The organism is Bacillus sp. FSL K6-3459 (assembly GCF_038003305.1).
Classification (GTDB): Bacteria; Bacillota; Bacilli; order Bacillales; family Bacillaceae; genus Bacillus; species Bacillus pumilus_O.
In genome coordinates, this window is record NZ_JBBOOW010000001.1 from 540,612 (window position 1) to 553,322 (window position 12,711).

Sequence of the window (12,711 nt, forward strand, 5' to 3'; positions counted from 1 at the left end):
TATTTTTTATCATAAATTGAGGATGTAGTATCGTTTACTATTCTTGATTGAACGCCCGCAATACTCCTTTTTAGAAAGTAAAGTTAGGTATTTAGATGTAAATAAACAATTGTAATAATACCCTTTTTACCTTTATTTGGTTCTGTATCTTTCGCCTCATGCTGATGAATGAAGGAATGGTATAAAGTAAACCCTATAGAAAGAGATCTAGCTTTGAATCCATCACAATTTAAGAAAAGAGATGATCAAATGAACGTAACAAAATGGTTAGGTGCTGTCTTTCTTTCTGTTTTATTAATGTTGACAGCAGCTTGTGCCAATACAAGTACCCAAGAGAAAAAGCAAAGCGAAAACGAAATCGCATCTAATGAATCAAAGGACAAAACGACAGCCGTAGAAACAGGGAATAAGTCCTTATCTAATATTAAGGTCTTAGCAACTGGCGGGACAATTGCCGGCAGCTCAGACAGTGATACAGATACGACGGGATATAAATCTGGTGCACTAGGTATCGATAAAGTCATTGCCTCAGTTCCTCAACTAAAGGATATTGCAAACGTAACCGGTGAGCAGGTGGCGAATGTAGGCAGTGAAAATGTGGATGATGCTCTTCTTTTAAAATTAGCCAAACGAGTGAATAAACTCTTAAAAGATGACCAAGTCGATGGGGTTGTCATCACACATGGAACAGATACTCTTGAAGAAACCGCTTACTTTTTACATTTGGTTGTCAAAAGTGATAAACCAGTTGTAGTCGTTGGCTCAATGCGTCCAGCATCTGCTATCAGTGCGGATGGCCCGCTAAACTTGTATCATGCGGTGAAAATTGCATCCACAAAAGAAGCCAAAGGCAAAGGTGTCATGGTCACATTAAATGACCGAATTGCGTCCGCTCGATTTATTACAAAGACAAACACGACCACAACCGATTCCTTCAAGTCTCTTGAACATGGCTACATTGGAGAAGTTACTGGTGAAGTGGTTTCCTTTTATAACGAACCGACCAGAAAACATACATCAGAAAGTGAATTTGATGTATCAAACATAAAAGAATTACCACAAGTCGATATTTTATACGGCTATCAAAATGATCAAAAATATATGTATGATGCAGCAGTAAAAGCAGGAGCGAAAGGGATAGTCGTTGCCGCAGCAGGCAATGGAACGATGTCAACAGAAGCCATCAAAGGGGCAACAGATGCCGTGAAGAAAGATGTAGTCGTCGTGAGATCAAGCCGTGCAGGCAATGGGATTGTGACCCATGAAAAAATGGATGATGAGCAACACTTTGTCTCATCAGATTCATTGAACCCACAAAAAGCACGTATTCTGCTAATGCTCGCTCTAACAAAGACAAAAGATCCAAGTAAAGTGCAGACATTTTATGAAAAGTATTAGAAAGGGACCCGAAGCTTCGGGTCTTTTTTTATGCGTGCTCTTGATGATGCTCTTTTGCACGTGTTTTTAAAGAGAGTAAAATATCTCGCCAAATATCGTCTACATCCGTAAGAAAATGTCCCGCTTCATCGATATAATTGGTTTTGACGTTTGGAATGCGAGGCGCCATTTTTTCTATTTCGACAAACGGAGCCATCGAATCTTCCTTTCCATGCCATACATCAACAGGGATTTGAATATCTTTCATATCGAATGCCCATGGACGCGAGAGCAAATTTGGTTCACGAATACATTCATCCACCGATTGACGAGTCGCTTCGTGTAAATGTGTCATCATCATCTCTAACTGCTCATCGGTTTGAAGGAATTGACGATCCCAAGGATGTAAATGTTTGTTCCCGTTTTTGGCCAGCTTTTTAAATTTCTCTGGTTTGTTCTCAATCATTTTTTTTTGAGAACGATAGCTTGCTTTCAATAGCCAAGGGAATTTCTGACTGAGGAAAAAAGCCAATTTGTTTTCTTTGAGCATACTTTTAGGCGGCTTTCCGTCCTGAAATGGCGTTGTACTTGAAATCAGAGCGGCTGAAACAACTCGATTCGGCAATTGATAAGCACAGGCAGCAGCGAATGCGCCGCCTCCAGATACACCCATCACTGAAAAATGGTGAATGCCGAGATGATCTGCTACCTCTAGCACATCTTTTGCCCAATCTAAAATCGTGCGTTCAGGTTGAGGGGTAGATAAACCGAATCCCGGTCTGTCTAAACAGATGAGACGAACACCGAGTTCCTTAGAAATGGGATCATCATCTAAAAACATGACTCTTGATCCAGGGGTTCCGTGAAAAAAGAATACTGGAAACCCAGGTAGATCACCGTATTCACACAAACCAATATGACGTCCATCTTGTAAAAGAATGCTATTCATACTTTCATCCCCTTAATAGTTTAATTAACTTAAATGTTGGGTGAAGAAACACCGGATCAAGGCGCTTCTTTCGCAATCTGATAGATTTTTTCGTATAGAGATAATAATGTTTTTAAATCGTCTTTAGGAAGCTTTGCATAGTATTTTTGAATGAGGTGCAGTTGAATTTCTTCTGTATTCTTGTGAAAGTCATGACCCTTTTGAGCAAAATCAACAATGATTTCTCGTCGGTTCTGCGGATTAATTTCTCGTTTGACATAGCCAAGTTGTTCAAGCTTTGATACAAGCTGGCTAGCGGCACTTGCGGAAATCGAAAAGTAATCAGCTAGTTCGTTGATGGTTCTTGTTTTTGTTCGTAATAATTCAAGTGTCAGCTCTTGTTTGGCTGATAAATCTGCATACTCATGTTTTAAAAATCGTTGATACTCTTCTACATAGATGGAGCCTAGAGCATTCGAGTATTCAATGATTTTTTTACCGTAATGAATGATTTCCTCATCCAATGACATCACCTCTATTTCATTATAGGTGATGATTATAGTTAAGTGAATTTAAATATTAAGAAATGTTAAATAAGAAGATGTGAATGAGAAGAAAATCACCGGTTTAGCCATTTTTTCATCAAAAAAGGACAAACAATACTGCCCATAACCCCCACACATTCATAAAACGTGGTTGGCTTAAATTTGAACACATAGTAGGCCGAAGTAGCAATGAAAAGATCGTAAAAGAAAAACACATACAAGTCCTTTTTTGTGATGGCATAAAAGATCGTGTTGTGTGCTTTCACATCGTTTCCCCCTTTTAAATTCAATGACTTTTTCATTGTATTTTTAAAAAAATCCATTTATAATAAAAAAATAAACCAACTGGTCGGTTTTTGTTTGTCCTGACGAAGAAAAGCAAGGTGGAAGGGATTGTGAAAGATGACAAGTATACAAAGCGGGGCTGAAAAAAGCGAGAAGACGAAGCGAAAAATCGTCACCGCTTCACGTGATTTATTTGCAAAAAAGGGGTACTCAGAAACTTCTGTGCGAGATATTCTAGAGGCGGCTGAAGTGAGTAAAGGCAATCTCTATCACCATTTTAAAGGAAAAGAGTTTTTGTTCCTTCATATCATGGAAGAGGATCATCTTTTGATGATGGAGACGTGGCATCAGGAAAAACAAACGATGCATAAGGCCATTGATCAGCTCGCAGGATTTGCAGAACTGCTCAGTCAAATGGCCATTAATTATCCATTAATGAGAGCAAGTGAGGAATTTTGTGCAAGTGCCTTTACATCAGACGAGGTCATGGAACGGCTGAACAAAATTGATGCCGACTTTGATGATGTGATGAGAGACATCATACTTGAAGGTAACGAAGACGGCAGCTGGTCAATCCAGCATGTGGAGTCAACAGTGAAAATATTATTATCTGTTTTTTACGGATTAGATGTGCTGTATAAAAATGATCCAATCGAAGAGAAAAAAGAATTACAAAAACAAGCGATCTCATTGATTATTCACGGAATCAACCATCATGAGTAACAATTGAATCAATAAAGGGGAAACAAACATCATGCAAAAACCGATTCGTGAGCAAAAAGCTGTTCTCGTTATTTTATTAAGTAACATATTTATTGCCTTTTTAGGCATCGGTCTCATCATTCCTGTCATGCCGCTATTCATGAATGTGATGCATCTAACGGGGAGTACGATGGGATACCTTGTAGCGGCGTTTGCTGTGGCTCAGCTCATTGCATCACCTATTGCAGGGAGATGGGTAGACCGCTACGGAAGAAAGATTATGATTGTGTCAGGCCTGTTTCTATTTGCGTTATCAGAACTCGTTTTCGGTCTTGGGACACACGTGTATGTGCTGTATTTTGCAAGACTACTAGGCGGTATTAGTGCGGCATTTATTATGCCAGCTGTCACTGCTTATGTCGCAGATATCACGACCGTTCAAGAAAGATCAAAGGCAATGGGATATGTGTCAGCGGCCATTAGTACCGGCTTTATTATTGGTCCTGGGATTGGCGGATTTATCGCAGAATACGGCGTCCGTTTGCCATTCTTCTTTGCAGCAGGGATTGCCTTTATAGCCGTCATTTCGTCTATGCTTTTACTGAAGGAACCATTAACAAAAGAAGAGCGAGCGAAGCAGATGGATCAAGTGAAGGAATCGACCTTCTTTAAAGATTTGAAAAAATCGATTCATCCAAGCTATCTCATCGCTTTTATTATTGTGTTTGTTCTCGCTTTTGGACTGTCTGCGTATGAAACGGTCTTTAGTCTTTTTACAAATCATAAGTTTGGATTTGGTCCAAAAGATATTGCAGTGATTATTACGGTCAGCTCGATTGTGGCTGTTATCATCCAAGTGCTGGTGTTTGGGAAACTTGTAAATACCCTTGGGGAAAAAAGAGTCATTCAGCTCTGCTTGATCGTTGGAGCGGTGCTCGCTTTTGTTTCAACTGTCGTCTCAGGCTTTATGGTAGTCCTCATTGTCACCTGTGTGATTTTCTTAGCGTTTGATTTATTGCGTCCAGCCTTAACGACCTTTTTATCAAAAATCGCTGGCAATCAGCAAGGATTTGTCGCAGGGATGAACTCTACCTACACAAGCCTTGGTACGATTTTCGGCCCAGCTCTTGGCGGGATTTTATTCGATCAAAATATACACTTCCCATTTCTATTCGCAGGTGTTGTCTTGTTTCTCGGATTAGGGTTAACCCTTATTTGGAAGGGGAAGGCGGAAGAGCCTGCGGCATAATAATAGAAAAGAGACCTTGATTGAGGTCTCTTTTTTTATGACTACGGCTTCAGACGATTCAATGCTTGTGCCATTTTTTGATTTTGATGCATAACAGTTTTTGTTGCAAAGAGTCACTGCATAAGCGGAATATCTTATATATAATGGAAGGAAAGAATATGTTTGGAAAAGGGGGGCGCCATGTATCTTTTGGAGAAGCAAAGGACAGCAGCGATAAAAGAAGGAATTCGTCAGATCGATCCGGCATATCCAGTGTTTGTAGATGCGGTCATGGACGGTTTCGTACAAGGGAATCTTTATGTAGATGATACCTTGCACCCTCGTATTTATTTTCTCGAAACAGCATGCGGCATTTATTATGTTGCAGGCAAGAGGGAAGAAGAGCTGTCACACTGCTCGGCGTTCATTGTAGATGTTTACGAAAGGCAGAAAAGACAAAACGGCCGGTTTACCGTATTTTCAGCAAATCAATTAACAGATGTGATGATGAAAAAATATCTTGGATCACATTTGAATGAGATGGAGAGGCATGCGTACGTTTTTTCGGAGGTCCATTCTTATGTTCCTGCGTCTCATTCAGGCTACAGAGTAGAGCGGACAAATGAACAGGTGATCAAGGCAAGCAAGGCTTTCACGCCTAGCTATTACGAAGCCTATTGGGGGAGAGCGGCGCGCTTTCTATCAAAAGGAATTGGAGTCGCTATCTTAGATGGTGAGGACGTCGTGAGTGAATGTGTCTCCATTTTTTCAAGTGAAGATCGTGTGGAGATCGATATTTGGACAGAGGAAGCCTGCCGGGGAAAAGGCTTAGCACAGCTGGCGGGTCAGCATATGATCAGGAGTTGTCATGAAAATAAAAGGACACCGCATTGGGATTGCGATGTCCAACATCTAACTTCAATCAAATTAGCAGAAAAGCTAGGCTTTCAGCGGACAAAAACCTATCGATTGTTTTACAGCTCATGAGAAGGTTTTGAGATACCAAGCATCCATTGCAGAATGCTCAGAGCCTTCAATCGGCTCTGAAAGAAGAGAAAAGCCATATCGCTGATAAAGGCCAGTCGCGGCAGTTAATTCTTGGCGGGTTTCTAAATAGCATGCTCCATAGTATGTAGAGGCGTAGTGAAGTGCTGTATCCATCAGTTTTTTGCCAGCACCTTTTCCTTGTGCTTTTGGGCTCAAATACAGCTTTTGTAATTCACATATGCCGTTCGAAAATGGAGCAATGCCTACGCCGCCCACGATGTCACCATTCTCTTCAGCAACCCAATAGGCTGCATGAGTCAATGTTTGATAGTATTCATGTAGCTGGTCAAGGTGGGGATCAGTGTAGGCTGTTCCTTCAATCGCCAGATTCGCTGATTCTAGTGACTGACGGATAATCGCTGCGATATACGGACTGTCTTTTTGTTCAATTGGTCTAATGTTCATTGAAAGTACCTCCATCGTCATAAAATAAAAAGAGAAAGTGAGTTGAAACAACATGTTTTGGCTGCAAACTGCTATTTTTACAATGGTTGTATTGTGTCTCTCATGGTGGGCAGGGAAAAGAGATAGAAACCGTCATGCGGGGCTGATCCTCCCTGTATGCTTCATTCTATTTGGATTGGTTTTATTGATATCCAGTTTCTTCATTGGCAGATGGGAAGGCATGGCGCTTAGTATATCAAGCGTCTCGATCGTTCTCTCTTCCATGATTTGTTTGATCATCGTCACAGCGATTCAATTTTTAAAAAAAGATGTCCCTTCTTAAGCAGGCGCATCTCCACTGTTCATCTGATTGTATTCTTCACGAAGGATGCCCATGATGATCACATCTGAGTAGGCACCGTTGAAATAGAGTGCTTGGCGCCTTTTTCCTTCATATTGAAATCCGGCTTTCTCATAGCTTCTGAAGGCTCTCGGATTGTGGGAAAAGACTTCGAGCTCAAGGCGATTGAGTTCTAATGTATCAAAGGCGAATGCTTGAACCATTCGGACCGCTTCAGTGCCATACCCTTTTTGGAAATGCTCTGGCCCATGAAGCGCAATGCGGAAGCTTGCCGTATGATTGATTGGATCAATATCCACAATCGCCGCATCCCCAATCATTTCTTGCGTGTCTAAAAGACAAATGGCAAAATCTCGTCTGCTGTCATCTTGTAAAAATCGGGTATAGGCTGAACGAATTTCTTCTAGTGTGAACGTTTTTCGTGTTCCCGTCATGTAAAGTGTTTCTGCATGCTGGCATCCTCTTTGAATCCCCGGATAATCCTGTTCTTCAATCGGTCTCAAAAATAAGCGGGTCATGACGGATCACCCTCCTCTATATATCGAGATATTTCAATTAAATTCAGATCAGGATCACGGATATAAACAGATTCAACCGGACCTAATGTACCTGTGCGCTTAACGGGCCCCTCTTCAATAGGAACCACTTGCTTGCGAAGGTGCAGCAGCAAACTGTCCATATCTAAATCAGTAATAAAGCACAAATCACTAGAGCCTGGAAGTGGATGAGCCGCTGCCCGCTCACATTCATGACCAGCTTCATGAAGGTTGATCTTCTGTAAACCAAAACGAAGCGCTTTATGGCCTTCTCCAAAGGTTTCTTCCTTCATTCCTAATACGTTTGTATAAAAGTGAATGGTGTCCTCTATATGTTGTACAGTCAACACGATATGATCAAGTCGTCGTATCATCAGTCTCTCCTCCAAGTATGATCATTGATTGAACTGATTTTATTATATCATTCTCTGAAGAGGATACCTTATTGAATCACGGTTTTATAACTCCAGCTTTGTAAGGACATTTCTTTTCCGCGCAATACCCTTTCATCAAACTCTACCCATCCATTTTTTCGATAGAAATGACGGTTCGCTTCATTGTGTGTAATCAGTGTGAACAGTCCCCCGCCTTGCCGGGCGATAAAGGGAAAAAGACATTGCTTTAACATCCGGCTTCCAAGTTTTTTTCCTTGGTGATTTTTTGCGACGACAAGTGCTTCTAAATACCAAAAAGGCTTGTTTAAGGAAGAACACGCTTTTTTAGCTTCTTTTAATATATGGAACACATGCTGAATGGCCGATATACCGCCAGTGAAGAGGAGCTTTAATCCGCCTGACAACACATAATCCATGAAACCTGGCTCAGGAAAACGTGGATGCTTTAACAGGGCGGCAGACACAATATGACCGTTCTCAACTCCGACTAAACAGATTTGATGCTGGAAATATACCTTTGTGTTGACCAAATGCAGCTCGCGAGCGAAAGCAGAACGCTTTGATACCTTTTCACATAATAAATCAAAAAATGAATAATCCCGAAACGAATCTTCTAACAGATCTGCCACTTGTGGCAGTTCGTCCTCTCTAGCAAGTCTGAAATGAACCATGTGCTGGCCCTCCTTTTTTGAACAGATATAGATTATTGAACATGTGTTGATTATAATAAGAAGTAAACGATACGAACATCGGCAATGAATGATAACCTGTTCATAAATAGACAGCGTGTGCCTGATTGTTCAAAAACGGAGGGGACCTCATGCAGGATAGACGAACAATCAAAACAAAAAGAGCCATTCGGGAAAGCTTTCTTGAGCTATTACAAGAAAAAGAAGTGCAGCAAATAACGGTATCAGAGCTCTCAAGGAAAGCAGATTTAGGCAGGGGAACCTTTTACTTGCATTATCAAGATGTGTTTGATTTATACGAACAGCTGGAGAAAGAACTATTCGATCAGCTTGGCGGGTTATATGACGAAACCTTTCCGAGTCAGGACCCTCTTGAAATGCTTTCCTTTTTAAACAAAACCACAGAGTACTTGAAAGAGAATCAATCTATGTTGACGTTATTTGTAAAACCAAATGGTCCCACGACCAATCAATTCAAAGCGTTTTTTAAAGAAAAAATCATGAAAGAGTGGCGGCTTGTAGAGCGGCCCATTACAGAGAAAGAACAAATTGAGGCTTCTTTTGTCGTGTCTGGTGTTGTTGGCGTACTTGAAGAATGGATTCATAAAGACATGTCAATTGATGCCGGAAAGCTAGCGCACAAATTATATGAGCTTCTCGTCAAAGTGGAGCACGAATCGTAAAAGGTGGAAAACCATATATCCTTTATCTTTCCTTTCTGATACAATCAAGATAGAATATATGTTCTTATATAGGGTGAGGAGTGATGAGGTTGAGTCAGAAAAGGAAACTGCTTTTTTATGGGGCAATGAGTATCGATGGCTATTTAGCGAGAGAGGATCACCGGCTCGATTGGTTAATAGGGACAGAGGGCGAAGAAGATACGAACTATGATGACTTTTATGCGTCAGTTGATACGCTGATCATGGGACGCAATACATATGAACAGGTTCTTCAGCTGTCACCAGATGAGTTTCCTTATGAAGGAAAGACTTGTTATATCATGTCACGTACTTTACAAGACAGTCTGAAAGGAACTCAAATCATTCGCGAAGATATCTTATCATTTGTGAAAAAACTTAAAAATGAAACAGGTCATCATATCTGGATTGTCGGCGGCGGGGAACTACTGCAATCTTTCATAAAAGCAGGATTGGTTGATGAGCTTTACCTTCAAATCGTACCTGTCATGATTGGGAGAGGCATTCCTCTGTTTTCCCCGGCGGATATGGAAGCCAAGTTTTCATTGAATGAAGTACGACAATATAAGCAAATAGCTGAAATGCATTTTATCTTAAAACAAGAGGATCACTGACTAGAGGTGGTCTTTTTTTTTATGAAACAAACTCGTTGACAATAAAATATCCTAGTGTTAGGATAAATTTATCCTAGTTTTAGGATTTATTGAAAAAGGAGAAGTTGCCATGGTGCAGCATGAACATGAATTAGACTTAAGGCTATTCCGTGTGTGGATGAAAGCCTATCAAGCTCTTTTTACAAATATCCAAAAAGACATAGAACGTTATGATATCGGATTTGAAAACTTTCAGATCCTTGAATTGCTCTATAGTAAGGGACCGCATCCCGTCCAAAAAATCAGCGACATCCTGTCAATCCCAAGTGGAAGCATGACTTATGTCGTGAACAAACTAGAAAAACAAGGACTCGTGATAAGGCAATGTGCGCCCTCTGATAAACGTGTATTTCATGTTTTGTTGACTGAAAAAGGGAAGCAATTGTTTGACGATATTTTTCCTAAACACACAGATGTCATTTCACAAAACCTATCCTTTATAGAAAAAGAAGAAAAAGAACAGCTCATTGAATTACTAAAAAAAGTCGGATTAGGGGCGAAACAACTTCATGAAAAGGGGAAACAAGATGACACTCAGCTTTGATACATTGGTACGTGAGAGAAGATCCGCATCAAATTTTTTGCCAAATATCTCGATTTCGAGAGAAGAGCTTAACAGTATATTTGAAGAAGTCAAAATGGCACCATCTGCTTTTAACTTACAGCACACACGATATGTTGTCGTCCAAACAGAAGGTCTTAAAGAACAAGTAAGAGAAGCCGCTTTTGGACAATATAAAGTGCATTCCGCCTCAGCAGCAATTATTGTACTGGGAGATCCAAAGGCTTATCAGCAAGCGGGGAACATCTATGAAGGTTTGAAGATGCTTGGCATTTTAAATAAGCAGCAATACGAAGAAATGGTCAGAGAGACGATGAGCTTTTATGAAAAGCGAGGAGCGGATTTTCAGAAAGAAGAGGCAATTCGCAATGCATCATTATCTGCGATGCTATTTATGCTCGCCGCTAAAAATAAGGGCTGGGATACGTGTCCAATGATCGGTTTTGACCCTGATGTCATGAAAAAGGTGTTAAACATCGAGTCGGATTTGGTTCCTGTGTTAATGATCACACTCGGAAAAGAAAAAGTAGAGAGCAGACAAGCGAGAGGCTACAGAAAACCAGTCTCTGAATTCGTAACATACTTATAAGATAGGGGGTTCCACTCATGGAACTAGGAATTAGTACATTTGTAGAAACAACACCTGATTTTCAAACAGGAAAAACAGTCAGTCACGCACAGCGTATTCGAGAAGTAGTCGAAGAAATTATTTTAGCAGACCAAGTTGGTCTTGATGTATTTGGAGTAGGTGAGCATCATCGACAAGATTTTGCTGCATCGAATCCCGCTGTCGTCTTAGCGGCTGCGGCAACACAGACAAAGAATATCCGTCTGACAAGTGCAGTGACAGTCCTTTCATCAGCAGATCCTGTTCGTGTCTTTCAGGATTTTGCCACATTAGATGGACTATCAAATGGGCGTGCAGAGATCATGGCAGGTCGTGGTTCATTTATTGAATCATTCCCGCTGTTTGGCTATGACTTGGATGATTATGAAGAATTATTTGAAGAAAAGCTTGATTTACTGCTCAAATTACAGCAGTCCGAGCGTGTCACATGGAGCGGAAAGCATCGCCCAGCTATTCAAGATGTCGGCGTATATCCAAGACCTGTTCAAGATCCACTTCCAATTTGGATCGGCAGTGGAGGAAACCGTGAATCTGTCGTACGCGCTGGATTATTGGGACTGCCTTTAGTGCTTGCCATCATCGGCGGAAGTCCTAGACAGTTCGCGCCACTTGTACAGCTTTACAAGCAAGCGGCAGCGCACGCTGGACATGATCCTGAGAAATTAACCGTGGCATCACATTCGCATGGATTTGTTGCGGAAGAAACAGATCTTGCAGCAGATCAATTCTTCCCTTCCACACAGCATGTGATGAACACATTAGCAAGAGAGCGAGGCTGGGGGCCATATACTCGTTCTACATTTGATGCAGCGAGAACGTTAGAAGGCGCGCTGTATGTAGGAGATCCAGATGCAGTGGCAGAGAAAGTGATTCACCTTAGAAAAAATGTGGGAATTACTCGTTTTATGCTTCATGTACCGGTTGGTTCAATGCCGCATGATCAAGTATTAAAAGCCATTGAGTTATTTGGTAAAGAAGTCGCTCCTAAAGTTAGAGAAGAGATTGCCCGCTGGGAAGCAGAGCAAGCATAACGAAAAAGGTCGATCAAGTGAATAGGCTTGATCGACCTTTTTGATGCTTAAGGATCAATAACACATGGTTTCACTGTAGGGCATGAAGCAGCAGAAGCAAGTGGTGTGGTCGTCAAGGTGAAGAGGAAAACAAGTTGAAAACAGATGAGCCATTTTTTCATGAAATCACCTCCGTTCACAATTGTTTGACGGAATGAGATGAGGAAAAAAGCATAGAAGTATAGAACACTCTCTATCCAACATAAGACAATCATATCATAATTTTCAAAAAAATGAAAAAATAACTTATAAAAGGACTAAATTATGGTATGGTTAATATGTTCAACAAAAAAAGGGAGGGATTTTTTTATGAAAAAGGTCATGTCTTCTGTTTTGGTTGGAGCAATTGTCTTAACGGGTGCTGGGGTCACAACTGCTCCAGTGGAAGCAAAGGAACAAACAAAAAGTGAAATAACGGTTCAGGCAAGTCGAACTGTCTCAGAAACAAGAACGTATACGACATCAAACATCCCATCAAGTATTACATATGCAAAGGATGGCTGGGTCGGTATTTTAAAACAATCGTCTATTGAAGAATTAGGATTAGGCAAATACAGAGTCACATTTACTGGAACGGTTGTACGTGATCCGGGATTTAATTAAATAAACGAAAAGCTGAC

At 40.8% G+C, this 12,711-nt stretch carries 17 protein-coding genes; 11 read left to right on the forward strand and 6 right to left on the reverse strand.

Annotation, left to right across the window (positions count from 1 at the left end; genetic code table 11):
* Positions 1-249: 249 nt before the first annotated feature.
* Positions 250-1,398, forward strand: coding sequence for a type II asparaginase (locus tag MHI35_RS02645; RefSeq protein WP_144522278.1), 1,149 nt, complete (start codon positions 250-252; stop codon positions 1,396-1,398).
* A 28-nt stretch (positions 1,399-1,426) separates the two neighbouring features.
* Here MHI35_RS02645 and MHI35_RS02650 read toward each other — a convergent pair whose 3' ends face one another.
* Entirely contained in the window at positions 1,427-2,326 is a 900-nt protein-coding gene (locus tag MHI35_RS02650; protein ID WP_144522279.1) for an alpha/beta fold hydrolase, read from the reverse strand.
* 56 nt (positions 2,327-2,382) lie between these two features.
* Positions 2,383-2,835 carry a MarR family winged helix-turn-helix transcriptional regulator gene (locus tag MHI35_RS02655; RefSeq protein WP_144522280.1) on the reverse strand — a complete coding sequence of 151 codons (453 nt, stop codon included), beginning with the start codon at positions 2,833-2,835 and terminating at the stop codon, positions 2,383-2,385.
* 417 nt (positions 2,836-3,252) lie between these two features.
* On the opposite strand from MHI35_RS02655, the gene MHI35_RS02660 reads away from it, so the two are divergent.
* The 3 genes from MHI35_RS02660 to MHI35_RS02670 all read left to right on the forward strand — a co-directional run bounded on the left by MHI35_RS02660 (position 3,253) and on the right by MHI35_RS02670 (position 6,052).
* Complete coding sequence (locus MHI35_RS02660) at positions 3,253-3,858, forward strand: TetR/AcrR family transcriptional regulator (protein ID WP_211063275.1); 606 nt, start codon at positions 3,253-3,255, stop codon at positions 3,856-3,858.
* A 31-nt stretch (positions 3,859-3,889) separates the two neighbouring features.
* Positions 3,890-5,086, forward strand: a complete 1,197-nt coding sequence (locus MHI35_RS02665; RefSeq protein ID WP_144522283.1) for an MFS transporter — start codon at positions 3,890-3,892, stop codon at positions 5,084-5,086.
* A 180-nt stretch (positions 5,087-5,266) separates the two neighbouring features.
* Positions 5,267-6,052, forward strand: coding sequence for a GNAT family N-acetyltransferase (locus MHI35_RS02670; protein ID WP_211063274.1), 786 nt, complete (start codon positions 5,267-5,269; stop codon positions 6,050-6,052).
* On the opposite strand, the gene MHI35_RS02675 is transcribed toward MHI35_RS02670, so the two are convergent.
* Positions 6,047-6,517, reverse strand: coding sequence for a GNAT family N-acetyltransferase (locus tag MHI35_RS02675; protein WP_211063273.1), 471 nt, complete (start codon positions 6,515-6,517; stop codon positions 6,047-6,049). The genes MHI35_RS02670 and MHI35_RS02675 overlap by 6 nt on opposite strands.
* Before the next feature lie 52 nt (positions 6,518-6,569).
* Here MHI35_RS02675 and MHI35_RS02680 point away from each other — a divergent pair, with 52 nt between their 5' ends.
* A complete protein-coding gene (locus MHI35_RS02680) occupies positions 6,570-6,839 on the forward strand; it encodes a YesK-like family protein (RefSeq protein WP_211063272.1) in 270 nt (89 codons plus the stop codon).
* On the opposite strand, the gene MHI35_RS02685 is transcribed toward MHI35_RS02680, so the two are convergent.
* The 3 genes from MHI35_RS02685 to MHI35_RS02695 all read right to left on the reverse strand — a co-directional run bounded on the left by MHI35_RS02685 (position 6,836) and on the right by MHI35_RS02695 (position 8,459).
* Positions 6,836-7,375 carry a GNAT family N-acetyltransferase gene (locus MHI35_RS02685; protein WP_335349738.1) on the reverse strand — a complete coding sequence of 180 codons (540 nt, stop codon included), beginning with the start codon at positions 7,373-7,375 and terminating at the stop codon, positions 6,836-6,838. The two genes, MHI35_RS02680 and MHI35_RS02685, sit on opposite strands and share 4 nt — an antisense overlap.
* Positions 7,372-7,767, reverse strand: a complete 396-nt coding sequence (locus tag MHI35_RS02690; protein WP_335349737.1) for a VOC family protein — start codon at positions 7,765-7,767, stop codon at positions 7,372-7,374. The genes MHI35_RS02685 and MHI35_RS02690 overlap by 4 nt, the downstream gene beginning before the upstream one ends.
* Before the next feature lie 68 nt (positions 7,768-7,835).
* Positions 7,836-8,459 (reverse strand): GNAT family N-acetyltransferase, encoded by a 624-nt coding sequence (locus MHI35_RS02695; protein WP_211063270.1) that lies wholly within the window; start codon positions 8,457-8,459, stop codon positions 7,836-7,838.
* Positions 8,460-8,608: 149 nt separating this feature from the next.
* On the opposite strand from MHI35_RS02695, the gene MHI35_RS02700 reads away from it, so the two are divergent.
* The 6 genes from MHI35_RS02700 (at position 8,609) to MHI35_RS02725 (ending at position 12,694) form a co-directional block, all read left to right on the forward strand.
* The gene (locus tag MHI35_RS02700; RefSeq protein WP_211063269.1) at positions 8,609-9,160 is read left to right on the forward strand and encodes a TetR/AcrR family transcriptional regulator; all 552 of its coding nucleotides are present in this window, start codon (positions 8,609-8,611) and stop codon (positions 9,158-9,160) included.
* Between the two features lie 89 nt (positions 9,161-9,249).
* A complete protein-coding gene (locus MHI35_RS02705; protein WP_417892605.1) occupies positions 9,250-9,792 on the forward strand; it encodes a dihydrofolate reductase family protein in 543 nt (180 codons plus the stop codon).
* Between the two features lie 109 nt (positions 9,793-9,901).
* Positions 9,902-10,375, forward strand: a complete 474-nt coding sequence (locus MHI35_RS02710) for a MarR family winged helix-turn-helix transcriptional regulator (RefSeq protein ID WP_144522289.1) — start codon at positions 9,902-9,904, stop codon at positions 10,373-10,375.
* On the forward strand, positions 10,359-10,982 hold the full coding sequence (locus MHI35_RS02715; RefSeq protein WP_335349736.1) for a nitroreductase family protein: 624 nt from the start codon (positions 10,359-10,361) through the stop codon (positions 10,980-10,982). Before MHI35_RS02710 ends, MHI35_RS02715 begins: the two co-directional genes overlap by 17 nt.
* A 17-nt stretch (positions 10,983-10,999) precedes the next feature.
* Positions 11,000-12,052, forward strand: a complete 1,053-nt coding sequence (locus MHI35_RS02720) for an LLM class flavin-dependent oxidoreductase (protein WP_211063267.1) — start codon at positions 11,000-11,002, stop codon at positions 12,050-12,052.
* A 348-nt stretch (positions 12,053-12,400) separates the two neighbouring features.
* Positions 12,401-12,694: a hypothetical protein gene (locus MHI35_RS02725; protein ID WP_088000229.1), complete on the forward strand. Its 294-nt coding sequence runs from the start codon at positions 12,401-12,403 to the stop codon at positions 12,692-12,694.
* Positions 12,695-12,711: the final 17 nt, after the last annotated feature.